We start from the raw sequence: 23,370 nt of genomic DNA on the forward strand, positions 1-23,370 counted from the left end.
CGGCGCGCGCCGAGCCGTGAGTTTTGGCCCGTTTGCCGGCCTTTTTCGACGAGAAATTCACGTCTCGACGCGGCCCTCGATCGACATCGGATGCCCGGGGACGCCAAAGGGGGCGCCGACCGTGGTCGACGCCCCCTTTCAGTACTGAAAGCTACTTCGCGGCAGCCTTGAGCTTGCTTCCGGCGGTCAGCTTGACGCGGTGGCCGGCAGCGATGGCGATTTCGGCGCCGGTCTGCGGGTTGCGGCCGGTGCGAGCAGCGGTTGCGGTGCGCTCGACGCCCAACCATCCCGGGATGGTGACCTTGCCGTCAGCGGCAACGGTCTCGGCCAGGGTTGCAAAGAATGCATTCAGAACGCCGTCAACGGCGGCCTGGCTCTGTCCGGAGTCAGCGGCAACCTTGGCAACGAGCTCGGTCTTGTTCAGCGACTTGTCAGCCATTGAGTGTCCTCCTCGGACCTTCGTCTGTATAAACAGCGATATTCGTAATACGGATGCTCCTCGAGAGAGAAGCCCCGCTGGTCGGTTCGACCGAGTTGAAATCTAGCATTGATCCGCCAAAATCCCCGGATTTACGGCGATTTTCGACCATTTCAGGGCAGTTTCACCCGCTCAGACACCCGATTTCGCTCTCCGCGAAAGGTCGTGAACAACAAAACGGGATGTCGACCGAAGTCGACATCCCGTTTTGATGGTTCAGAAGCCGGCGAAACCGGCTACCAACTGCACTTACCAGCGCAGGAGTTACCAGCTGGACTTGGTGATGCCGGGCAGCTCGCCACGGTGCGCCATGTCGCGAAAACGAACGCGCGAGATGCCGAACTTGGAGAGGTGGCCACGGGGACGACCGTCAACGGCGTCACGGTTGCGCAGGCGCACCGGGCTCGCGTTGCGCGGCAGCTTCTGCAGGCCCTTGCGAGCAGCTTCACGCGACTCGTCGGTGCCGGCAGGGTCAACCAGGGCCTTCTTGAGCTCAAGGCGCTTGACGGCGTAACGCTCGACGATGACCTTGCGCTGGTTGTTCTTGGCAATCATGCTCTTCTTCGCCATGTTTAGCGCTCCTCACGGAAGTCAACGTGCTTACGGATGACCGGGTCGTACTTCTTGAGTACCAGACGGTCGGGGTCGTTACGGCGGTTCTTCTTGGTCACATAGGTGTAACCGGTTCCAGCCGTGGAACGAAGCTTGATGATCGGACGTACGTCATGAGCCTTAGCCATTAGATCTTCACCCCACGAGCGAGAACGTCCTTGACGACGCTCTCGATACCACGAGCATCAATAACCTTGATGCCCTTTGCGGACAAGGTCAACGTGACCTTGCGACGAAGCGACGGCACGTAGTACGTCTTCTTCTGAACGTTCGGGTCGAAACGACGCTTGGTGCGTCGGTGCGAGTGCGAAATGTTGTGTCCGAAGCCGGGAACAGCTCCGGTCACCTGGCATACAGATGCCATGGTTTCCTCCATTACCGAAGAGCGAATGCTCTTCCCAAGATCCCTTGTCGACGGGCAGAACCACATCGGCCCGGAGCTAACTCAAGGCCGGGGGAGAATCGCCCGCAATGTACGCACACAGGCGTAGCAGCTCTCAACGCTACTAGATCCGCGCGCCTCCCGCAAACTCTCCTGGCCGCGAGAGCGGGTGAACGGTTACTTCAGCGAGCACGAAGCAACCGTTCACCCGCTCTCGCACAACTTGTTAAGCGGATGCTGCGGCTGCTGCTTGACTCGTCGCCGTTGCAGTGCAGGCGGCGCAGAGACCGAAAACATCCACGACGTGGGCGGCGGCGGTGAAACCATTCTTGGCGGCGACGTCTTTCGCCCAGGTTTCCACGGCATCCGCTTCGATCTCGACCGTGAGCCCGCAATTGCGGCAGATCAGGTGGTGGTGATGATCATTGGTGCTGCACGCGCGATACAGGCTCTCGCCCTCCGGCGACTGCAGGGAGTCGGCGTCACCCTTGACCGCGAGGTCGGCGAGGGCGCGGTAGACCGTGGCGAGGCCGATTGGGGATCCGGTCGCGTGCAGGGCGGAGTGCAGCGCCTGGGCGCTGACGAAGCCGTCGTTGGCATCGAGGGCGCCTCGAACGGCCTCACGCTGCCAGGTGTTTCGCTTCATGACTTCAACCGTAGCGATGTTCGCGCGGGCTGGCGCGCATCCGCTTCTTGGGGCACCCGCGCGGCACCGACCAATCGCCGAGCGACCAGGGCGAGCAGAAAGAACGCCGCCGCGGTGAGGGCGATGCTGGGGCCAGCGGCCACATCGAGCGAGCGGGAGAGCAGCACGCCGACCACTCCGGACGCTGCACCGAGCACGGGAGCGATCAGGAACATCTGTGAGGTCGTGCGCGACACCAGGCGGGCCGCGGCGGCGGGGGCGGCGATCAGGGCGATGGCGAGGATTGCCCCGATGGCCGGCATCGCGGTCACGACCGTGGCCGTTATGAGCACGAGGGTCAGCAGTTCGATCGCCCATTCTCGATAGCCCGCTGCGCGAAAACCGTTCACGTCGAAGGTCGAGAAGATGATCTGTTTCCCCAGAAACACGATGGTCAGCACTGCGAATGCCAGCACGATGGTTACGAGGGTCACATCTCTGGTGGTCACCGTGAGAATCGAGCCGACCAGATAGGAGTCGACCTTGACCGGCAACGAGGGGTTGAGTCCCTGCAGCAGAACACCGAGCGCGAATCCGGCGGTGAGCAGAATGCCCGATGCGACCTGATTTCCCTGTCGCTTGACGCGTCCGATCATGGTCATGATCCCCACAATGAGTACGCTAGCCACTGCGGCGCCGAGCGGGATGCTCACGCCCAGGATCGCGGCGCCGACCGCTCCCGGAAAGGTCGCGTGGGTGAGGGCCTGGGCGAAGAAGGTGCGCTGGCGCAGTACCACGAGGGTCCCGACGAGGCCACTGAGCGCGCCGATCAGCAGCGCGGCGAGGAGCGCCTGCTCGAAGTAGCCCATCAGCGCAGCACCGCGCCCGCAGTGCGACGAGGGCCGCCGATCCGGTCAATCCCGAGCCGAGCGACCAGGGCCAGCACGTAGCCGCCGACGAGCACGAGCACGACGGTGGCGCCGCTCGGCAGGTCGACACCGCGGTTCACCGAGGCTTCGTAGCCGAGCGCGAGACCCAGCCAGGCGGCCAGAATCGCGAAACTGGCGGCGACCAGAAAGAGCAGCCAGAGGCGACGGGTCACCAGACGAGCGACCGCGCCCGGCACGATCAGCACGGCAAGCACGAGCAGGTTGCCGACCGCGCTACTGGCGGCCACCACGACCAGGGCGATGGCGACGTTGAGCAGAATGTCGAGGACGAGCGGGCGGTATCCGGCCGCAGCGGTGCCCTCGAGGTCAAAGGCGCGAAAGACCTGCTCCTTGAGGGTGAACCCCACGATAATCAGCGCAATCAGGCAGACCACGACGGTCTGATTGACCTCGGCCGCACTGACGGTCAACAGCCGCCCGAACAGCAGCGCGTCGAGCTGGCCGACGTAATTTGTTTCCCGTGAAACCACAATGATTCCGACGCTGAACATGGCCGTAAAAACGATCGCGATCGCAGCATCCGAGGTGACTGCCCGTCTGACGATCACCGTGAGCACGACTGCGGCGATGAGGGCCGCCACCAGTGCTCCGACAAAGAGTCCGTCACGACCACCCCAGACGAATCCGATCGCCACCCCGGGGAAGACGGCGTGGGTGAGTCCGTCGCTGATGAATTCGAGTCCGCGCAAGTTGACGAGTACGCCGACGAGGCCGGCCACGAGGCTCAGCACCACGAGCACGAGCAACGCCCGAGCCATGAAAGGCAGATCGAACGCGGTGATCAGCACGGTATTCATCACCGGCGTGACGGCATCCACTCAGTGACCCCCGTGGCCGGGAACCACGATGGTGTGCTCGTCCATTTCGACGCCGACCGAGCCGAACGCCTGCTGCACGTTAGCGAGGGTCAGCACCGTATCGCGCGGCCCGAACGCCACCTGGGCGCCGTTGAGCAGCAGCACGCTTTCGCACACGGCGCGGGCCAGGTCGAGGTCGTGGGTGGATACCAGCACGGCGACCCCCTGCAGCTTGAGCCGCTTTACCGTTTCGATGAGGGCATCGCGGTTCACCTGGTCGAGTCCATTGAAGGGCTCATCGAGCAGAAGCAAACGCGGGGCGGATGCGACGGCTCGCGCCAGCAGACCGCGCTGCTGCTGCCCGCCCGACAGCTCCCCGAACCGAGTCTTGGCTCGATTGCTGAGTCCGACGGTCTCCAGCGCCTCGGCGACAGCCTGCCGATCAGCCTTGGCCGGCATGCGCCACCAGCCGAGCGAGCGGTAGCGGCCCATCATGACGACTTGCTCGAGCGAGACCGGAAAGTGCGGGTCGAGCTGGTCGGTCTGGGGTACGTAGCCGATGTAGCCGGCGGGGGCTGGCCACTGGCCGAGCACCTCGACCGTGCCGTCCGTGCGGGTGATGAGTCCGAGAATGCCCTTGAGCAGGGTGGACTTGCCCGAGCCGTTCGGGCCGATCAGGGCAACGGCCTGACCCGGCAACACGGTGAAATCAATGCCGGTGAGCGCAGGCTCTGCGCCGTAGGCAAACGACGCTGCCGCCACTCGAAGAGCGGCGGCAGCGCTCGATGTTGGTGTTTCTTGAGAAGTGTTCTCGATCACGTGTTAACTATTGCAGCTCGGCGGGCAAAGCAGAGGGTGTGACGCCCCACGATTCGAGCATCAGCGTTGAATTGTGCAGCTGCGCCTTGATGTAGGTGTCGCCGGCGCTACCGTCGGGGCCGAGCGAGTCGACGTAGAGGGCGTCGTCACCGGAGTAGACGGTGACGCCGGCTTCGGTGGCGATCGTCTCGGCGGTTTTCGGGCTGAGCGACGCCTCGGAGAACACGGCCGTCACACCGGTGGCCGTGATCGCCGCGACCAGTGAATCGATCTCGGCGGCGCTCGGCTCGGCGTTGTCGTCGAAGCTCGGAATCACCGATCCGACGTAATCGATGTGGTAGGCAGCGGTGAAGTAGCCGAGGGCGTCATGGTTGCTCACGAGCAGGCGGTCGCTTTCCGGCACGGTCTCCACGTTGGTGCGGATCCAGTCGTCGAGCGCACTGAGCTGGGCGGAATACGCTGCGGCGTTGACCTCAAAGTCCGCGGCGTTCTCACTGTCGGCAGCCACGAGGCCGTCGGTGATCGTCCGCACGATGGTCTCGGCGTTGTGCACGTCGGTCCAGATGTGTGGGTCTCCACCGTCGTGGGCGTCTTCGGCCTCGCTGGCGTGGGCATCCGCTTCTTCGTCAGCGTGGTCATCCTCCGCCGCGACTTCGTCGGAGTGATCTTCGCTGGCCCCAACCTCGGAGATGGTGATGCCCTCGTCGGCGTCGATGGTGACACCGTCGAAGCCCGACGCGGCGATGGCGTCGTCGAGCCACTCCTCGAGTCCGACACCATTGATGACGAGCACGTCGGCGGCGCCGAGCGCAGTCAGGTCGGCCGCGGAGGGGTCATAGCTATGGGCGCTCTGGTTGGGCTGGATCAGCTGCGTGAGGTCGACACCGCTGGCGTCACCGATCACGTTGCGGGTGAAGTCGGCGACCTGGGTGGTCGTGGCGACGACCTTGAGTCCAGCGTCCGCGCTGTCGGCGCTGGCGGTCGTGCCGGCCGAGCACCCCGAAAGGGCGAGTGCTGCGGACGCGAGGAGTGCGGGAACGGCGAAATATCTCTTGTGCATGCTTCGAGATTAGCCCTGTTGATAATGATTGTCAAAACCATTAACCGTGCCGGAGCGTACTACTGGTAGCTGACGAGGTCGGGCACCGGCACGACCTGCAACAGGGTTTGCTCCGGGCTGAGCCTGGGGGTGTCTTCGTCGTAGAAGTTCTTCCACCCCCAGGCGACACCGGCCGGGGCATCCACGTGCAGTGCCGACCAGGTGGCCTGTTTGTCGGGCTGGCCGCCGAGACCGTCCACGTGAATGAGCAGTCCGATCTCCGGATGCGTCACGTCGAGCAGCGTACGGTTGCCGATCATGCTGGAGCGAAACTGGTGCAGGACGAGGAGTTTCTGGGGCAGGGCCTCCTCACTGGTCAGCGCAGCGAGCCAGCTGACGACGGCATTGATCTCCGCCACATCGACCGAACCGATCTGCACGAAGTGGCGCTGATCTCGTCCAGGGGCACGACGGTTCGGGCCGTCAGCGACGCAAAGGCCAGGGGGGATGCCAACCGCCGCACGCGTACATCGACCGCCGCCAACTCGCCCTCCTCGACCGTTCATCCTGAGGTCTACCACGATCGGGGCGTCACAACTGCGGTCAGGTCGAAGGAATGGGCCACATTCGACGCTGACCGTGGGTCTTTCCGCCGTTGTGAACGACGCGCCGTCCTACTCGAGCAGCAGGGCCGGTTCCTCCATGATGCTCGCGACGTCGGCGAGAAAACGGCTCGCGACGTCGCCATCGACGACCCGGTGGTCGAAGCTCGCACCGATCGTGGTCACGTACCGCACCCGTACCTCGCCGTCGACGACCCACGGCTTCTGCTTGATCGTGCCGAGGGCCACGATTCCGGCCTCCGGGGAGTTGAGAATGGGGGTGCCGGTGTCCATACCGAACACGCCGATATTGGTTATCGTGATCGTGCCGTTGCTCATCTCGGCCGGGCTGGTCTTGCCGTCGCGCGCGGTCATGGTGAGCTTCTCGAGCGCCGCAGCGAGCTCGAGCAGGCTCATGTCCTGCGCTTCCTTAATGTTGGGCACGATCAGCCCGCGCGGGGTCGCCGCGGCAATGCCGAGGTTGACGTAGTGCCGCACGATGATTTCCTCATCGGTGAAGGTGGAGTTCACCGTTGGATTGCGGCGCACCGCCCAGATCATGGCCTTGGCCATGATCAGCAACGGCGAGACGCGAATGCCGGCGAAGTCGGTCGAGGCCTTGAGCCGCTTGACGAATTCCATCGTGCGGGTGGCATCCACGTCGACGAACAGGCTCACATGCGGTGCGGTGAAAGCGCTCTTCACCATGGCCTGGGCGATGGCCTTGCGAACGCCCTTCACCGGAATGTGCTCGTCGCGATCGACCGGCCATTCCGGCGTCTGGATGTTGCGGAACACACTGGCCTGGGTCGCCCCGCGCAGCACGTCTTCCCGGGTCACGTCACCCACCGGGCCGGTCGCTTCGACGAGGGCGAGGTCGACGCCGAGGTCTTTGGCGAGCTTACGAATCGGCGGCTTGGCCATGACCGGGCCGACGGATGCCGCGCGCCGGGTCGGTTCCAGCGGCTCGGCCCGCGGGCGCACCGCGGGTTCGGGCGCCAGCGTCTCGTGGGCGACACTCGAGCCGCTGTGCCGACGCCGCCGGGTGGGCATCGTCGCGGCAGCGCCGCGGCCGACGAGAAGCGGTTCGGGCGCCTCATCGCTGATGCTGCTGCTGGTGTCCGTTGTGAGCGTGGTCGTGTCGGCGCTGTCAGTGTCGGCCGTCTGCGCAGCGGATGCACCGGCATCCGCTGCCAAACCGGCCGCCGGCAGGTCTGCACTCGCGTCGGCGTTCGGCCCGCTACCGGAATGTATCGTGATGATCAACGTACCCACGTCGACCGTCGTGCCCGCCGCGACCAAAATCTCACCGACGACTCCCACGAACGGAGACGGCAGCTCGACCAGGGATTTGGCCGTTTCGATCTCGACCAGCACCTGGTTGATCGTCACGGTATCGCCGGGGGCGACCTTCCATTCCACGATTTCGGCCTCAGTCAGGCCTTCGCCGACATCGGGGAGGGTGAATTTCGACACGCTCATAAGGCGCCTTTCTTGAAGTTCATAAGTACCAATTAGTAAGCGAGAGCGCGGTCCACGGCTTCGAGCACCCGGTCGGGACTCGGCAGAAAGTGCGTCTCGACCGCCGCCGGCGGGAAGGGGGTGTCGAAGCCGGAGACGCGCAGCACGGGCGCTTCGAGCGTATAGAACGCCCGCTCGGCGACCGTGGCGGCGATCTCGCTGCCGACACTGACAAAGCCGGGGGCCTCCTGGGTGACCACGAGGTGACCGGTCTTCTGCACGGAGTTCAGAATCGGTCCGTAATCGATCGGGGAGATCGAGCGCAGGTCGATCACCTCCAGGCTGATGCCCTCGGTGGCGGCCAATTCGGCGGCCTGCAGCAGCACGCTCACCATGGCGCCGTGGCCGACGACGGTCACGTCGGTCCCGGCGCGCACCACGCGGCTGGCGTGCAGCGGCGTTCCGCTCTGCTCGAACCGCACGTCGCCCTTGGGCCAGTAGCGGCTCTTCGGCTCGAAGAAAATGACCGGATCGTCACTCGCGATAGCTTCCTGCATCATCCAGTAGGCATCGTGCGGGTTCGACGGGCTCACCACGCGCAGGCCGGGGGTGTGCGCGAAGTACGCCTCCGGGCTTTCCTGGTGGTGCTCGATCGAGCCGATGTGTCCGCCGTAGGGAATGCGAATCACGACGGGCATGATCAGGCCGCCCTCGTGGCGGTTGCGCATACGCGCCAGCTGGCTGGTGATCTGGTCGAACCCGGGGAAGACGAATCCGTCGAACTGGATCTCACAGACCGGACGAAACCCGCGCATGGCCAGGCCGATGGCCGTGCCGATGATTCCGGACTCGGCGAGCGGGGTATCGAGTACGCGCTTGTCGCCGAATTCAGCGATCAGCCCCTCGGTGACCCGAAAGACGCCGCCGAGCGGGCCGATGTCCTCGCCCATCAGCAGCACCTTGGGATCGTCCAGCATCGCCCGGCGCAGGCCGGCGTTCAGGGCCTTCGTCATCGGCAGTGAAGCGGATGCTACACTCGTGTCAATGACAGCGGTCATCAGTTCTTCCCCTCGTCGAAAGACGCTTCGTAGCGTTCCAGCCAGGTCTTCTGCTCGGCCACGAGCGGATGCGGTTCGGCGTACACGTTGTCAAAGATCACCGATTGCTCCGGGCCGGTGATCTCCAGCGCCCGCTTGCGGGTGTCGGCAGCGAAGTCGGCCGCTTCTTCATCGACGGCGTCGAGGAACTCCTGCTCGATCCCCCGGCCCTGCAGATAGCTGCGAAAGCGCACGATCGGGTCGCGGGCCACCCAGTAGGCAAGTTCGTCCGGATCACGGTACTTGGTGGGGTCGTCGGCGGTGGTGTGCGCGCCGACCCGGTAGGTGAGTGCCTCGATCAGTGCCGGGCCGTGGCCGGCGCGGGCGTCATCCATCGACTTCGCGGTGACGGCGAAGCTCGCGAGCACATCGTTGCCGTCGATCTGGGTGCCGGGCATGCCGAAACCACCGGCGCGCAGGTAGAGCGGAGTGCGCGACTGCCGGGCGACGGGTACCGAGATGGCCCAGTGGTTGTTCTGCAGAAAAAACACCTGCGGGGTCTGGTAGCTGGCCGCGAAGACCAGCGCCTCGTTGGCGTCGCCCTGCGAGGAGGCACCGTCGCCGTAGTAGACGATGACGGCCTGGTCGGTCTCCGGGTTGCCGGTCGCGGTCGACCCATCGAGTTGCATGCCCATGGCATAGCCGGTGGAATGCAGCGTCTGCGAGGCCAGCACGAGGGTATAGAGGTGAAAGTTTCCGTGTTCTTCCGGCACCCAGCCACCGAGGGTCACGCCGCGCAGCATCCGCAGAATATCAACGACGTCGAGGCCGCGGATCATGCCGACGACGTGCTCGCGGTAGGAGGGAAAGACGTGGTCCTGGGGCCTTGTGGCATAGGCCGACCCGACCTGGGCGGCCTCCTGGCCGTGGCTCGGAACCCAGAGGGCAAGCTGGCCCTGGCGCTGTAGGTTGGCCGCTTCGGTATCGAACTTTCGCACCACGACCATGTCACGGTAGAAGCGGCGGTGGTCCGCCTCACTGAGGCGATCGAGGTAGGGCAGAAATTCCTCGGCGGCGGCATTGGGTTCGAACATGCCGTTCGGGGAGATCATGCGTACGCAGGTCTCGGCCCCATCGAGGCCGAAGGCTGCTGACGTGGGCGCTGCTGTCATGGGCACAGTCGCATCGTTTCGGGTGGCTGACACCGTACTAACCTATCTTTCGTGCCGGGTGACCGGCGGGAAGGGCGTCGACAAGATCCGCGCTCATTAATAGGAGTGTCGCCACAGCCTGCTCCTCACCGATCGACACCCGAATGCCCTCCGGCACGAAGGGGCGCACGATAAGGCCGGCCTCGCCGAGAGCCTCGGCCACGCTCGCGGTTTCGGCACCCGTGGGCAGCCAAAGAAAGTTGCCCTGCGGCTGGGGAATGTTCCAGCCCTGCTGGGTGAGCGCCTTCCAGGTTGCATCGCGACGCGCAGCAATGGTTCGAACCCGGTCAAGCAGTTCCTTTTCGGCGTCGAGCGAGGCGATCGCTGCCGCGGCTGCTGGCGCGGTGACCGAGAGCGGGATGGCGGTCGCGCGGGCGGCGTTCAGAATATCTACCGGCCCGAGGGCATAGCCGATGCGCAGTCCGGCCAGGCCGTAAGCCTTGGAGAAGGTGCGCAGCACGACCAGATTCGGGTAGCGGGCCAGGAGCGGCGGGCCGGTCACGGCATCCGCTTCGGTGACGAACTCGATATATGCCTCATCGAGAATGACCAGCAGATCGGTCGGGACAACGGCCATGAAGGCCTCGAATTCGTCCTTGGTGACGATGGTGCCGGTGGGGTTGTTGGGCGAGCAGACGATGACGACCCGGGTCTGGTCGCCGATCGCGGCGGCCATTTCGGGTAGGTCATGACCGTGATCGGCGCGGTTGGGCACGCGCCCGCTGGTCGCGCCCGCGACGGTGACGAGCGAGGGGTAGGCCTCGAACGACCGCCAGGAGTAGAGCACTTCATCGCCCGGGCCGGCGGCAGCGAGAATCAGCTGGGCCAGCAGGGCCACCGAACCCGAACCGACGTGCACCTGGTCGACATCGACGCGGTATTTCGCGGCGAGGCGTTCGCGCAGGGCCAGCGCCGAGGCATCCGGGTAGCGGTTGAAGGCCGTTTCGGCGGCGACCGCCGCCACGACCCCCGGTAGCGGGTCAAAGGGGTTCTCGTTGCTGGAGAGCTTGAAGTCACTGGCGTCAGCCGGTTTGCCCTGCTTATAGGCCGGGAGTGCGATGATCTCCGGGCGCAGGCGGACGGAGGGTCGGTCGGAGAGGCTCACTCGTGGAGTCTACGCCCGCATATATTCGCAATGGCGAATGAATGATTGCCCGCCTTTCGACCGCGCGGCCCGGGCGCCGCCCCGACGGCGCTTCCCGGTGAGATAGTAGGGACATGGCCAGATTCCTGATCAAGTTGATCGTCAACGCGGTGGCCCTGTGGCTCACCGCCCTGCTCGTCACCGGAGTGCACGTCATTCCGTACGCACCCGACTCGGGTGCGAGCGTGATTACCTACCTGCTCATCGCGCTCATCTTCGGGTTCGTGAACACCGTCGTCGGCGGCGTCGTGCGGGTCGTCGCATTTCCGCTGTACATTCTCACGCTCGGACTGTTCGCACTCATCGTCAACGGTCTGCTGCTGCTGCTCGTCGCCTGGCTCTCCGGGTTTCTGGGTTTCGGCCTCGTTGTCGATGGCTTCTGGTGGGGCGTGCTCGGTGCCCTGGTACTCGGAATCATCTCCTGGCTGCTCGGTCTGATCGTGCGCCCGGTCACCAACCGTAACTGAGCCGCGCCGTCACTTCGGCGCTGGCCCGGCCGGCAAGCGGATGCCGCGCCACAAGACGGCCTCGCCCTCCGCGCTCCCGACAATGCCGGTCACCGTGTCCTGAAAATTTTGCAGGTTCTCTTCTGGGGAGGCGTCGATGAGTTGCGCCGTCTCGCGGTAGCGATCAAGGTGGTGGGCCGGCACGTCCTCCCCAACCGGGGGTTCGGTCGTCGCGAAGACCTCCCGACGCACGGTGAGACGATCCTCCGAGTCGATCAAGCATGACCCACCAAGAGCCGTCACCACGTCATCGCTGTGCTCAACGGTGAGCGTCGCGACACCGAACGGCACCGGAACACACGTTTCCGGTGCCCCAAAAGTGGCCACCGCCTGCACGTTGAACGCCTCAGAGGCAGCTACCTGCGTGGCGACGATGCCACCCTGCGAATGACCGGCCACGACTACTGGATCACCGGGTTCAACGCCGGCGGCCTGCATCGCCTCCATCACCGACCGAAAGGACCCCGCGTTTTCCTGGGCAATCGCAGACACGTTCGCGGCGAGGTCGAAGGGCTCGTTCGTGGCGACCGGATCCCAGTCGACAGTCCCACCGATGTACACGGCCCAGGACGTTTGCTCGCCGTCACCATATTTCTCGATGCGAACCTGCGCCCCGCCCTTGGCGGCTTTGGGAATTCGCGCGGCCACGTCACTCACCCCGGTGGGTGGCTTCAATTTTGCCAAAACACGGACCCGCCGCACCCGTACCGCGCCTTCCCGCAACAGCCCGCCACTTCGCGCGACGGCGAGCACGGCGACCGCGGTGCTCGAGATGCCCGTCACACCCAGGCCGGTGTCTCCGACAATCAGGTCAACTCCAAGAGGCACTCCCAGTGCGCCCAGAGCGACGTCATCGAGCGAAGAGACGAGCAGCTTGGCCATCAGGACCGTTTGCGGGTCCGTGATAACCCGTTGGTCGAGAACAAACCCGTAACCCGTCTCGCGCTTCACGAGCCCCGCCATCGCCCAGACGACCAATCCCAGAGCAGGCAGAGAGGTTGCCATTACTCCCAGGACCAGTGGAGTGGCTCCGAGCAGGAGCATCAGCCTGATAATCGTCCCGACATCATGCCCCACTTTCGCGCTCCCCAGCACGGCCAGTTGCAGGGCGCTGCGCTCAGCCCAGCCGTACCGTTCCGCGGCAGCCACCAGGGACTCGGCCAGGTCGCCGCTGCGCTGCTTCAGTTCGCCGAGCGTCCCACTGGCCCAGAGCAGGGGTATCCCTGCGTCCCCCGGCGTCCATTTCATGGCCCCACCGGCGGAGTCGAGTTGCCGGATACTGTCCACCCTGACGCGAAAGTCCTCGGCCTGGGATTGGGCATACCGCAGCATCTCGGCCTCGGCCAGTACGACATCCGTTGACACGATTGTGGTTCCCCCCACGGACACTGTCAGTTCGCTTCCACCCACGCCAACGTCGTACTCGCTCATTGCTCCGACTCCAGCTGCCAAATGTTCTGCCTTAACTGGTCCTGCGCTTCGTCCAGAAAGTTCACGACCAGGCCCAGGTCGTGAACAATCTCTGCGACCCGCTCGCGGTAGGCACGCTTCGAGGCCGACTGCCAGAATTCGCTCTCGTCCCCCCGGCGTAACCGTCCCTGTAAATCCACGACATCGGCTGTGAGGGCCTGCACCCGCAGCCGTTGAGCTCGAAACACGGAAAGCTGATCGGTGCGCCCCGATGCGATGAGTCCAGCCAAATCATCCATAGCACCTCCCCGACAGGACCGATCGTCGCAGAATCGCCGGCCACCGGGCCTCCCCTCGACGATTCTGTGCACAGACTCCGGATACTGGGCATGTGCAGGAGCCGAATCTACTCCACAATGGGACACATGTCTTTCGCGTCACTCACCCCCGACGAGTCGACGCCATTCCGCATCATTTTCGTCTGCACCGGCAACATCTGCCGATCGCCCATGGCCGAGGTCGTGCTGCGTGATCTGATCACGAAGCTCGGCCTGGGGCGACTGATCGCGACCAGCTCGGCCGGCACCGGAGACTGGCATGTGGGTGAGCAGGCCGACGGTCGCACGATTACCGCGCTGGCCAAGCGGGGTTATGACGGCAGCCACCACCGGGCTCGCCAATTCGATCCGCTCTGGTTCGCCGACCACGACCTGGTCGTCGTACTAGACCGCGGCCAGGAGCGCATCCTGCGGAACTGGGCGCTGGCTGATCGCGATCGCGCCAAGGTGCGCCTGCTGCTGAGTTTTGACGCCGAGCAGGCCTCCCTGTGCGACGTGCCAGACCCCTACTATTCCGACGATGCGTTGTTTGACTCCGTATTGGGCATGATTGAGAGTGCCAACCACGCACTTTTGAAACAACTTGCACCCGCAATTCGACAGGGAGTCCAATGAGTCACCTACCCGTACAGGTTCTAAGCCCGCTTGACGGCCGCTACCGATCCGCCGTTTCCGATCTGGGCGAGTACCTGTCCGAGGCCGGCCTCAACCGCGCCCGGGTGCGCGTGGAGGTCGAGTGGCTGATCACCCTCACCGACCGCAGCCTGTTCGGCTCGGCCCCGCTGACCGCCGAGCAGAAGCTCGCCCTGCGCGCCCTGGTGACGAATTTCGGGCAGGCCGAGATCGATGAGCTGGCCGAGCTCGAGGCAACCACCCGGCACGACGTGAAGGCTGTCGAATACCTCGTCCGTCGCCGCCTCGGCACGCTCGGCCTCGCCCACATCAGCGAGCTCACCCACTTCGCGGCGACCAGCGAGGACATCAACAACCTCTCCTACGCCCTCACCGTGCGTGACGCGGTGCAGACAGTCTGGCTGCCCAAGCTTCACCTGGTCATCGACGCGCTGCGCAGCCGTGCTCTCGAATTTCGAGCGGATGCAATGCTGGCCCGCACCCACGGGCAGCCCGCGACGCCGACCACCATGGGCAAGGAACTCGCCGTGTTCGTCTATCGACTCGAGCGCATCGTGGCCCAGATCGACGCCGGCGACTACCTCGGCAAGTTCAGCGGCGCCACCGGCACCTTCGCCGCCCACGTCGCCGCCGAGCCGTCGGTGGACTGGCCCGCCGTTTCCCGCGAGTTCGTCGAGGGCCTCGGCCTCGGCTGGAACCCGCTCACCACTCAGATCGAGTCGCACGACTGGCAGGCCGAGCTGTACTCCCGCGCCTCCCACGCCAATCGCATCCTGCACAACCTGGCCACGGACATCTGGACCTACATCTCGATCGGCTACTTCCGCCAGATTCCGCAGGCCGGAGCCACCGGATCCTCCACCATGCCGCACAAGATCAACCCGATCCGGTTCGAGAACGCAGAGGCCAACCTCGAATTGTCCTGCGCCATTCTCGACTCGCTCGCCGCGACGCTGGTGACCAGCCGGCTGCAGCGCGACCTCACCGATTCCACCACCCAGCGCAACATCGGCGTCGGTTTCGGGCACTCGCTGCTCGCCCTCGACAACATTCTGCGCGGCCTCGGCGAGATCGACATCGACCGCGCCCTGCTCGAGCGCGACCTCGACTCCAACTGGGAGATTCTCGGTGAAGCGATCCAGACCGTGATTCGCGCCGAGGTCTCGGCCGGACGATCCTCGATCGAAGATCCCTACGCCCTGCTCAAGGAGCTGACCCGCGGCAAGCGCATCACCAGCGCCGATCTGGCCACCTTTGTCTCAGCCCTCGATATCGGCCCGGCCGCGAAGACTCGCCTGCTCCACCTCACCCCGGCCGGCTATGTCGGCCTCGCCGACTCCCTGATCGACTTTCTGCGCTAGGAGGTCCTGATCGGTTAAACGGCGCACGTTGCGGATTGCTCCGGACGTGCGCCGTTTCATCACCGGCCGGGGTAGACGATGACCTTCATCTGGCCGGGCTGGCGACCGGCATTGAGGGCCTGCTCAGCGTCGGCAAGCGCAAAGGTGCTCGTGACCAGCACATCGAGGTCGACGGCGCCGCTCTCGACCAGCTGAATGCCGAGCGGCCAGGTGTTGGTGTAGCGAAAGACGCCGCTCAGCCAGATCTCCCGGTTCTGAATCCAGGAGACGGGCAATTCGACGGTGTCGTTGCCCATCCCGACGAGGATGGCCCGGCCACCCGGTCGCACCGCCAGAATTCCGGCCTGCACCGCCGCCGCAACTCCGGAGGCGTCGATGAACGCATCCACTTCCAGGCCTTCGACCGAGTCGACCCTGGGGTCGAGGGCGACGGTGGCCCCGTGCTCGAGGGCGAATGCGCGACGGTCATCCGCGATATCCGTGATGTAAATTTTTGTGGCACCGAACGCGCGTGCAGTCTGCGCCAGGATCACGCCGATCGGGCCGGCGCCAGCTATGAGCACCGAGCTTCCCGGGCTGATGTCGGCGCGTTTGCAGGCCCAGATCCCGACCGAGAGTGGTTCGATCAGCGCGGCGGCCTCGTCGGAGATACTGTCCGGAATTGCATAAGCAAAGTCCGTTTGAATCGCCACGTACTCGCAGAACGCCCCGTCGATCGGCGGCGTCGCAAAAAACTCGATGTCGGGACAGAGGTTGTAACGACCGGCCTTGCATTGCTCGCAGATGCGGCACGGCCGCTGCGGTTCGACGGCCACACGCTGCCCGATGCGAGCGGGGTCGACCCCCGAGCCGACCGCGGTGATGCGTCCGGACAACTCATGACCGAGAATAAGCGGATGCTCGACCACATACGGCCCAATTCGGCCGTGCTGGTAGTAATGCACATCGCTCCCGCAAACACCGACCGCGGCAACCTGCACAAGAACTTGGTCGTGTTCGAGGTCGGGAACGGGGACCGTGTCGACGGTGACCTCTCCGGCAGCGCGCAGCAAGGAGGCTTTCATCATGGTCACTGGGGGTTCTTTCGGTAGGAGTGTCGTGGCTGAGGCATCCGTCATGAACGGTCCTCGATGGACAGGTACGACATGACGGTAGCGTGCGCGCCCTTCTCAAGGAGCGAATCCAACGCCGCCAGGTAGGCGGCGGCGAATCGCTCGTTGTCGGCGAGATTTCCGAACAGTTTCTTATTGCGCACGAAGGCGAGCCGGTCGCCCCGCTGAGTCTGCGCGATGGCCACAAGCTCGGCGCTCAGGGGGTCGACGACCGTGATCGGCTCGCCCTGTTCGTCGATGCCTTCGGCATACCGCGCCCAACTGGCGACGATAGCGGCCGAGCACTCGATCTCGCCACCGCTGGCGAGCTGATCGTGAATGACCGGCACGAGCCATTTGGGGATTCGGTCGGATGACTCGGCGCAGAGCCGGGCGAGAGTGTCGCGCACCTCGGGGTTGGAGAACCGCGCGATTAGCGTGGCCTTGTAGTCGTCGAGGTCGATTCCGGGCACCGGTTTGAGCGTGGGTGTGCCCTCTCGGTCCATGTAGCGTTGGACGAATCTGCGGAGGGCGTCATCGGCCATGGCCTCGTGGGCATAGCGGTGGCCGCTGAGATAGCCGAAGTAGCACAGGGCCTGATGGCTGGCGTTGAGCAGCCGCAGCTTCATGTACTCGTAGGGCGTGACGTCCTCGACCAGCTGCACACCAGCCTGCTCGAGCGGCGGACGACCGAGACCGAAGTCGTCTTCGACGACCCACTGAAAGAACGGTTCGCAGACCACGGGCCAGCCGTCGTGCAGCCCGGTGAGGGCAGCAGCTTCGATGATGTCGTCGGCCGAGGTGACGGGGGTGATGCGGTCGACCATCGCGTTGGGAAAGTGCACGTTGTGCAGCATCCACTCGCCGAACTCGGCGTCCTTCTGCACCGCGAAGGCCGAGAACATGCGTTTCGCCATGTCGCCATTGCCCTGAATATTGTCACAGGACTGCACCGTGAATGGCTCGAGCCCGCGTTCGCGTCGGCGACGGAGGGCCTCGGTGACATAGCCGAAGACGGTCGTCGGCACGGCTCCGTCGACCAGGTCCGCGATGACTCCGGGGTGGGTCTGGTCGAATTCGCCGGTCACCCGGTCGAAGTTGTAGCCGCCCTCCGTGATCGTGAGCGACACGATACGGATAGCAGGGCTAGCCATTTTCTCGAGCACGGCCTCCGGATCGTCGGGCGCGAACAGGTACTCGATCATGCTGCCGATGATCGATGACTCGCGGTGGCCGTCCGGGTGTTTGAGGGTGACCGTGTAGAGGCAGTCCTGCTGGTCGAGCACTTCCTTCATTCTGCGGTCGCCCTCGAGCAGTCCGACCCCGCAAATCGCCCAGTCCTGGGCGAGGCCGGCGTTCATGAGCTCATCGAGGGCGACGGCCTGGTGGGCGCGGTGAAAGCCGCCGACACCGAAGTGCATGATTCCCGCAGTGAGGGTCGAGCGGTCGTAGCTGGGCCGGGCGACACCGGACTTGAGGTTGCCGAGTGTCGCCGTGCACAGTGTGGGCTGCGCCATCTACTTCACCGCTCCCATGGCGAGTCCGCGTACGAGCTGCTTTTGGGCAACCCAGCCGGCGATGATGACCGGAAGCACGGCGATCGTTGACGCGGCGGAGAGCACCGCAAGGAACTGGCCACGACCGTCGACAAAGCTCGCCAGAAACGGCGGCGTCGTGCGAGCGATCGAGGTCGTGAGCAGCGTGGCGAGAAAGTACTCATTCCAGGCGAAGATGAAGCAGATCAGCGCGACGGCCGCGATTCCGGGCAGCAGAATCGGCAACACCACCCGGATCAGTTCGGTGCGCAGGTTTGCCCCGTCGATCTGGGCGGCTTCAACGATCTCGCGCGGAACCTCGTTGAAGAACGACCGCATCATCCACACAGCGATCGGAAGGTTCATCGCCGCGTAGAGCAGGCCGATGGCGGTGATGTTGTCGAGGGCGCCGAGGGCCTTGAGAATGAAGAACACCGGCAGGATCGACGCCGCAGCCGGCAGGAAGCGCGTGGAGATGAAGAAAAACAACACGTCCTGCACGCGCTTGATCGGGCGGATGCTGAGCCCATAGGCCGCGGGGATGGCGAGGAGCAGCACGATCGCCGTCGACGAGATGCTCGCGGTGAGGGAGTTGAGCAGGTAGGTTCCCATGCCGCGGTCGAAGACGAGCTGGTACTGGTCGAAACTCAACGCGGTGAAGAGGGTCGGCGGGATAGAGGCCGCTGCGCCCTCGGTCTTGAAACTGGTGAAGACCATCCAGGCGATCGGAAAGAAGAACATCAGCACCAGAACCCACGTCATTGTCGTGATCAGGGTGCCCTTGAGCGTGCGCATCAGCGTTCACTTCCGTTCATGAATACTTTGAAAAGGGTGCGGAGAGCGATGGTGGCGACGGCGATCGTGACGATGACCGTGACGACCCCGAAGGCGGCGGCCTGCCCGACGTCGAGTCCGATAAAGGCCCGCTCATAGAGCAGATAGGAGAGGGTCTTGGTGCCGCCCGTTCCTTTGGTCATGATCGCGATCGGGTCGAAGGCCTGCAGCAACATGATCGACCCGAGCAGGGTCGCGATTTCAATGTACTGGCGCAGGTGCGGCAGCGTCATCCACTGGAAGGTGCGGAACGGGCCGGCACCGTCGACGGACGCGGCCTCGAGCACTTCCCGGCTCTGGCTCTGCAGCCCGGCGAGCAGGATGAGCATCATGAACGGCGTGTACTGCCAGGTCAGCATCATGATGATGGTGAGCGCCGGAAAGTCGGTGTTCCAGGCGATCGAGGGCAGACCGATGAAGTTGAGTCCAACGTTGACCATGCCGACGTTGACGTCGAGCATCGACCACTTCCAGATGAGCGCCGCGGCGGCCGGCATCACCAGGAACGGCGTGATCATGAGGGTGCGGGCGAGGCCCTGGCCCATGAACTTGCGGTCGAGCAACACGGCAAAGAACAAACCGAAAACGAGCGACAGCACCACGGACGAGCCCGTGATGACGACGGTTGCCATCAGTGAAGGGAAGAAGTCGGGGCCGGTGAAGACGACCGCGTAGTTCTGAAAGCCGGCGAACGCGATCTCGGCCGGACGAAGTTGATTCCAGTTCAGGAACGAGAAGTAGATCGTGACCAGAAACGGAATTTGGGTCAGCACGATCGAAAAGAAGAGTGCCGGCAACACGAGTGCCCGTGACGCTCGAGCCTTCTTACGGAGGGATTGTGCGGCGGCGTGCGATCTTTTTGCCGAGGGCGGCGCCGGCGCCGGAGGCGGGGCTGTCGTCAGGGTTGTCATTGCTTCTTCCTCATCGTTGAGGTGCTGTCGGGGGCCGTTCGACCGACCCCCGACAGCACGTACCTGGTGCCGTGCTACTTCTGCTTGTCGCCCGCGGTCTGGGCGATGACCTGGCCCTTATCCAGGGCCTCCTCCACGGTGGTCCGTCCGGCGATGGCATCAGCCACCAGCTGGGCGACCTGGTTTCCCACGTCCTGGAACTCTGGAATCGTCACGTACTGGATTCCGACCCACGGCTGCGGGTTGAGTCCTGGCTGCTCCGGATTGACCGCATTCATGACGTCGAGCGTGATCGGGGCGAAGGCGGCAGCGGCTTCCTCGTATTCGGGGATCGAGTAGGTCGACGTGCGCGCTCCCGGGGGAACCCGGGTCCAGCCGAGGGTCGTTCCGACCAGCTGCTGGTACTCCTTGCTCGTGGCCCACTTGACGAAGGTGGTGGCGGCTTCGGCGTTCTTCGTGGTCTTGGGAACGGCGAGGTTCCAGGACCAGAGCCAGCCCGATTCTTCTGTCTTGTAGACGGGAGCGTGGGTGTAGGCCATTTTGCCGGCAACGGCCGAAGTCTCGGGGTCCTCGAGGATCGACGCGGCTACCGATGCGTCGTACCACATGGCGACCTTGCCGGACTGGAGCTGGTTGAGGCACTCGGTGAAGCTGTTCGACACGGGGTCGGGCTCGCCAGCCGCCGCGAGCAGGTCGACGTAGAAGTTCACGCCTTCGACGAACTCGGGCGAGTTCACCTGCGCGTTCCAGTCTTCGTCGTACCACGCGCCACCGAAGGTCTGCACGACGGTGGTCAGCGGTGCGAACAGGTCACCCCAACCGGGCTTGCCGCGCAGGCAGATGCCCGCAACGTCCGGCGTGTTGAGCGCTTTGGCTGCCGTCGCGACTTCCTGCCAGGTGGGGTGGTCGCTGATCGTGATTCCGGCCGCGTCGGTCATTTCCTTGTTGTACATCAGGATCGACGATTCACCGTAGAAGGGAACGGCATACTGCTTGCCGTCGACAGTGAGTGCGGTGCGCACGGCGGGAAGGGTATCGTCCACGTCGTAGGTCGGGTCGTCGGCGAGGGCCGAGGTGAGGTCGGTGAGCCAGCCCTGGGCGCCCCACTGCGGTACCTCGTAGGCCCCGACCGTGACAATGTCGTACTGGCCGGCCCCGGAGGCCACGTCGGCGGTGACGGCGGCCCGCAAGTCGCCCTCTTCCATCTGCACGAAGTTGATGTTGATGCCGGGGTTGTCCTCTTCGAACGTTCCCTTGAGCTGTTCCATGTCCTTCATCTGCGGGTTGTTCACCGTGGCGAGGGTGAGGGTGACGTCTCCCGACGCCGCTCCGCCCCCGCCGGCACCGGTACAGCCCGTGAGCGCGAAGGCGGTCACGATGAGCCCCGCCCCCAGCGTGATCGCACGTTTCTTTCCAAGCATTGGAACTCCTTTGTCGTCGTTGCTCTTGCTGTGTGCGGGGGCGGGTGGGTAGAAATCCACCGCTCCGTCCGGAGCGTTCCCGCCGTCATCCGATTCTTGAAGTTACCCGCATTCGCTCGCGCCCTCCTAGTCCGCGCAGAGTACGATTCTGATACTTTCTTTCCAATGGATGCTGCGGCTACGCTGTATGATCGGCATCCGCTTGACTGGTCGGATCGGAGTTGTGATGAAAGCGTTACCCACGGACGAAACGCGACCCGTCGCCATGGCGGCCCGGTTCCTCGAACGACCCGCGACGCGCGAGGTGATCCGACACCTGCCGAGCGAATCTTTTCGCTGGCTGGAGCACGATTACCCGAGCGAAATCGCGCGCTGGAACTACCACCCCGAGTACGAACTACACCTCATTCGGCACGGCACGGGCAGCTACATCATTGGCGACCAGGTCGGCCCGTTTGGGCCCGGTCAGGTGGCGCTCATCGGACCGGGGGTTCCGCACGATTGGATGAGCGACCTGCAGGCCGACGAGGTGGTCTACAACCGCGACGTTGTGCTGCAGTTCACCGGCGAATGGTTTGACCGGTGCGCCAGCACGCTGCCCGAACTCAATCCGGTGCGGGCGCTTCTGGAATCGTCGGGCCGGGGCATCATTTTCACCGGGTCGACGGCAGTGCGTGCGGCCGCCGAGCTCGAACTCATTGGCACCGCGCAGGGCGCCCGCAAGGTCTCGCACGTGTTTGCCGTGCTGGCAACCCTGGCCGAAGCACCGGTCGGCGAGAAGGTCTTTGTCGCCCGGGAGTGGTTCTCCACGGCCGGTCAGGGCGACGGCAAACTCGCCGTCGAGGCCGGGCTAGCCTACATCTTCGACAACCTGTCAACCCGCATTCGAATGTCTGACGCGGCCCGGCTGGCCCACATGTCGGAGCCGACGTTTTCGAAGTACTTCAAGAAGTCGAGCGGACTGACCTTCAGCGCCATGGTGAAGAAGTTGCGCATCGCGAATGCCTGCCGGTTGCTGGCCCAGACCGATGACCCGATCGCTTCGGTGTCTCTCGGCGTTGGCTATGCCAATCTGGCTAACTTCAATCGACAGTTCCACACCGAGGTGGGAATGACTCCGAGCCGCTATCGGCGACTGGATGCCACTGAACGCCCGACAGGACAGACCCCCAGTCTCGACCTCAAGACCCGACGATCACCGTCGGTACTCGAGTCCGCGGCGGGCATCCCGGTCTAGGACTGTTGGGCTGGGCGTGCCACGTGACGCGCCAGCGTGCGGTCAGTGGCCGTTCTGCTCATCAAGGTCGGTCTGCTCCGACGCGTTCGGCTTCATGCCGAGCACGAGCATCGCAATCACCACGAGAGCCACGATGAAGGTCACGCCGAAACCGATCGCCGAAAGTATCAGGTCGCGGGTGGTCAATAGAATCGTGCCGGCGATGAACAGGCCCATCAGGCCGGAAATACCGAGCAGTTCGGCTGGTTTCAGCCGATCGGACCGGCTCGGCTGGTGCGCGGGATTGGGCATATCGGGAGTCTTCTTGGTCATTTTTTTCCTGGGGACGCGTTTTGATGTCACAGGGAATCCGAATCGTTGGGGACGGGAACGCCGCGGCGCTGCCGCGGGGAATCCCATTTGAGGGAGAGCCCGGCAATGGGCAGGAAAACTGCAAGAAAGACCAGATACGCCCCGAACAGCCCGACCGACACGACGGGGTTGGGCGGAAGCAGGAGGAACAGCAGCGCGAGGATGGCGGTGCCGATGCCGGTGAACAGCCAGTCCTTCGCGGGTAGTGCTCGCTTGCGCACGCGAATACCTGCATAGATCTCCAGGAACCCCGTGACGGCTCCCCAGACGCTCAGCACGAACAGGAAAAACCCGTGCCCGCCGGCGTGAAAGGCGAGGGCCACTCCGCCGGCGACCATGCTCACGATGCCACTGATCAGGAACAGGCTGCGGTCGGTAGCGACGGTCAGGGTGCGAGGTCCCGACAGAATGAGCCAGAGTCCGCTCGCGAGGGCGAATACGCCGAACGTGATCACACCGAACTCGGCGGAATGATCGCCATTGAAGGTAATGATCGCGGCCGGAATCAACGCGATCAGGGCGCGCCCGAAGGGCACGCGCCAGTACCCGGGACCGACGTTTGATGGCGCCTGGACCTTCGCCACG

General features: G+C 64.4%; 27 protein-coding genes. 4 read left to right on the top strand and 23 right to left on the bottom strand.

All coding sequences use genetic code 11. The annotated features are described in order from the left end of the window. Positions 1–151: 151 nt before the first annotated feature. The 14 genes from E3T31_RS07240 to E3T31_RS07305 form a co-directional block, all read right to left on the bottom strand. The gene (locus tag E3T31_RS07240) at positions 152–439 is read right to left on the bottom strand and encodes an HU family DNA-binding protein (protein WP_092447981.1); all 288 of its coding nucleotides are present in this window, start codon (positions 437–439) and stop codon (positions 152–154) included. A gap of 303 nt (positions 440–742) precedes the next feature. Then, entirely contained in the window at positions 743–1,048 is a 306-nt protein-coding gene (gene rpsN / locus E3T31_RS07245) for a 30S ribosomal protein S14 (RefSeq protein ID WP_092110538.1), read from the bottom strand. Between the two features lie 2 nt (positions 1,049–1,050). Further along, positions 1,051–1,218, bottom strand: coding sequence for a 50S ribosomal protein L33 (gene rpmG, locus E3T31_RS07250; protein ID WP_035880539.1), 168 nt, complete (start codon positions 1,216–1,218; stop codon positions 1,051–1,053). Continuing rightward, complete coding sequence (gene rpmB / locus E3T31_RS07255; RefSeq protein ID WP_035835252.1) at positions 1,218–1,454, bottom strand: 50S ribosomal protein L28; 237 nt, start codon at positions 1,452–1,454, stop codon at positions 1,218–1,220. The genes rpmG and rpmB overlap by 1 nt, the downstream gene beginning before the upstream one ends. Positions 1,455–1,698: 244 nt before the next feature. Next, positions 1,699–2,118 carry a Fur family transcriptional regulator gene (locus E3T31_RS07260; protein ID WP_134443427.1) on the bottom strand — a complete coding sequence of 140 codons (420 nt, stop codon included), beginning with the start codon at positions 2,116–2,118 and terminating at the stop codon, positions 1,699–1,701. Beyond that, positions 2,115–2,966: a metal ABC transporter permease gene (locus E3T31_RS07265; protein WP_134468150.1), complete on the bottom strand. Its 852-nt coding sequence runs from the start codon at positions 2,964–2,966 to the stop codon at positions 2,115–2,117. The genes E3T31_RS07260 and E3T31_RS07265 overlap by 4 nt, the downstream gene beginning before the upstream one ends. Then, positions 2,966–3,865, bottom strand: a complete 900-nt coding sequence (locus E3T31_RS07270; protein WP_241977728.1) for a metal ABC transporter permease — start codon at positions 3,863–3,865, stop codon at positions 2,966–2,968. The genes E3T31_RS07265 and E3T31_RS07270 overlap by 1 nt, the downstream gene beginning before the upstream one ends. Then, positions 3,866–4,663 carry a metal ABC transporter ATP-binding protein gene (locus E3T31_RS07275; protein ID WP_241977730.1) on the bottom strand — a complete coding sequence of 266 codons (798 nt, stop codon included), beginning with the start codon at positions 4,661–4,663 and terminating at the stop codon, positions 3,866–3,868. It lies immediately after the preceding gene. A 7-nt stretch (positions 4,664–4,670) separates the two neighbouring features. Next, the gene (locus E3T31_RS07280; protein WP_134468151.1) at positions 4,671–5,723 is read right to left on the bottom strand and encodes a metal ABC transporter substrate-binding protein; all 1,053 of its coding nucleotides are present in this window, start codon (positions 5,721–5,723) and stop codon (positions 4,671–4,673) included. 59 nt (positions 5,724–5,782) lie between these two features. Then, positions 5,783–6,142: a hypothetical protein gene (locus tag E3T31_RS07285; protein ID WP_134468152.1), complete on the bottom strand. Its 360-nt coding sequence runs from the start codon at positions 6,140–6,142 to the stop codon at positions 5,783–5,785. Positions 6,143–6,376: 234 nt separating this feature from the next. Further along, entirely contained in the window at positions 6,377–7,786 is a 1,410-nt protein-coding gene (locus tag E3T31_RS07290) for a dihydrolipoamide acetyltransferase family protein (protein ID WP_134468153.1), read from the bottom strand. A gap of 32 nt (positions 7,787–7,818) precedes the next feature. Beyond that, a complete protein-coding gene (locus tag E3T31_RS07295) occupies positions 7,819–8,823 on the bottom strand; it encodes an alpha-ketoacid dehydrogenase subunit beta (protein ID WP_134468154.1) in 1,005 nt (334 codons plus the stop codon). Then, entirely contained in the window at positions 8,823–9,974 is a 1,152-nt protein-coding gene (locus E3T31_RS07300; protein WP_134468292.1) for a thiamine pyrophosphate-dependent dehydrogenase E1 component subunit alpha, read from the bottom strand. The genes E3T31_RS07295 and E3T31_RS07300 overlap by 1 nt, the downstream gene beginning before the upstream one ends. Before the next feature lie 37 nt (positions 9,975–10,011). Further along, positions 10,012–11,118: a histidinol-phosphate transaminase gene (locus E3T31_RS07305; RefSeq protein WP_134468155.1), complete on the bottom strand. Its 1,107-nt coding sequence runs from the start codon at positions 11,116–11,118 to the stop codon at positions 10,012–10,014. Between the two features lie 113 nt (positions 11,119–11,231). Here E3T31_RS07305 and E3T31_RS07310 point away from each other — a divergent pair, with 113 nt between their 5' ends. After that, positions 11,232–11,624: a phage holin family protein gene (locus E3T31_RS07310; protein WP_134468156.1), complete on the top strand. Its 393-nt coding sequence runs from the start codon at positions 11,232–11,234 to the stop codon at positions 11,622–11,624. Positions 11,625–11,633: 9 nt separating this feature from the next. On the opposite strand, the gene E3T31_RS07315 is transcribed toward E3T31_RS07310, so the two are convergent. Continuing rightward, positions 11,634–13,094 carry an alpha/beta hydrolase gene (locus E3T31_RS07315; RefSeq protein ID WP_134468157.1) on the bottom strand — a complete coding sequence of 487 codons (1,461 nt, stop codon included), beginning with the start codon at positions 13,092–13,094 and terminating at the stop codon, positions 11,634–11,636. Then, positions 13,091–13,372: a hypothetical protein gene (locus E3T31_RS07320; RefSeq protein ID WP_134468158.1), complete on the bottom strand. Its 282-nt coding sequence runs from the start codon at positions 13,370–13,372 to the stop codon at positions 13,091–13,093. The genes E3T31_RS07315 and E3T31_RS07320 overlap by 4 nt, the downstream gene beginning before the upstream one ends. A gap of 126 nt (positions 13,373–13,498) precedes the next feature. Between E3T31_RS07320 and E3T31_RS07325 the strand changes: the two genes are divergently transcribed. Beyond that, positions 13,499–14,026 carry a low molecular weight protein-tyrosine-phosphatase gene (locus E3T31_RS07325; protein ID WP_134468159.1) on the top strand — a complete coding sequence of 176 codons (528 nt, stop codon included), beginning with the start codon at positions 13,499–13,501 and terminating at the stop codon, positions 14,024–14,026. Continuing rightward, the gene (purB, locus tag E3T31_RS07330; protein ID WP_134468160.1) at positions 14,023–15,405 is read left to right on the top strand and encodes an adenylosuccinate lyase; all 1,383 of its coding nucleotides are present in this window, start codon (positions 14,023–14,025) and stop codon (positions 15,403–15,405) included. Before E3T31_RS07325 ends, purB begins: the two co-directional genes overlap by 4 nt. 59 nt (positions 15,406–15,464) lie before the next feature. Here purB and E3T31_RS07335 read toward each other — a convergent pair whose 3' ends face one another. From E3T31_RS07335 to E3T31_RS07355, 5 genes are all read right to left on the bottom strand, one after another. Beyond that, the gene (locus E3T31_RS07335) at positions 15,465–16,472 is read right to left on the bottom strand and encodes an NAD(P)-dependent alcohol dehydrogenase (RefSeq protein ID WP_370304388.1); all 1,008 of its coding nucleotides are present in this window, start codon (positions 16,470–16,472) and stop codon (positions 15,465–15,467) included. 47 nt (positions 16,473–16,519) lie between these two features. Further along, entirely contained in the window at positions 16,520–18,013 is a 1,494-nt protein-coding gene (locus tag E3T31_RS07340) for a mannitol dehydrogenase family protein (protein ID WP_134468162.1), read from the bottom strand. Next, entirely contained in the window at positions 18,014–18,826 is an 813-nt protein-coding gene (locus E3T31_RS07345) for a carbohydrate ABC transporter permease (protein ID WP_134443440.1), read from the bottom strand. It lies immediately after the preceding gene. Further along, a complete protein-coding gene (locus E3T31_RS07350) occupies positions 18,826–19,776 on the bottom strand; it encodes a carbohydrate ABC transporter permease (RefSeq protein WP_134468163.1) in 951 nt (316 codons plus the stop codon). Before E3T31_RS07350 ends, E3T31_RS07345 begins: the two co-directional genes overlap by 1 nt. Positions 19,777–19,850: 74 nt before the next feature. After that, a complete protein-coding gene (locus E3T31_RS07355) occupies positions 19,851–21,197 on the bottom strand; it encodes a sugar ABC transporter substrate-binding protein (protein ID WP_134468164.1) in 1,347 nt (448 codons plus the stop codon). 226 nt (positions 21,198–21,423) lie between these two features. On the opposite strand from E3T31_RS07355, the gene E3T31_RS07360 reads away from it, so the two are divergent. After that, the gene (locus E3T31_RS07360) at positions 21,424–22,434 is read left to right on the top strand and encodes an AraC family transcriptional regulator (protein WP_241977732.1); all 1,011 of its coding nucleotides are present in this window, start codon (positions 21,424–21,426) and stop codon (positions 22,432–22,434) included. A 42-nt stretch (positions 22,435–22,476) separates the two neighbouring features. Here the strand turns inward: E3T31_RS07360 and E3T31_RS07365 are convergent, their stop codons facing one another. Beyond that, positions 22,477–22,746, bottom strand: a complete 270-nt coding sequence (locus E3T31_RS07365; RefSeq protein ID WP_241977734.1) for a hypothetical protein — start codon at positions 22,744–22,746, stop codon at positions 22,477–22,479. A gap of 26 nt (positions 22,747–22,772) precedes the next feature. Continuing rightward, entirely contained in the window at positions 22,773–23,369 is a 597-nt protein-coding gene (locus E3T31_RS07370) for a hypothetical protein (RefSeq protein WP_134468165.1), read from the bottom strand. Position 23,370 lies beyond the last annotated feature (1 nt).

The sequence above is a fragment of the Cryobacterium sp. TMS1-13-1 genome, from assembly GCF_004403125.1.
GTDB classification, from domain to species: Bacteria; Actinomycetota; Actinomycetes; order Actinomycetales; family Microbacteriaceae; genus Cryobacterium; species Cryobacterium levicorallinum.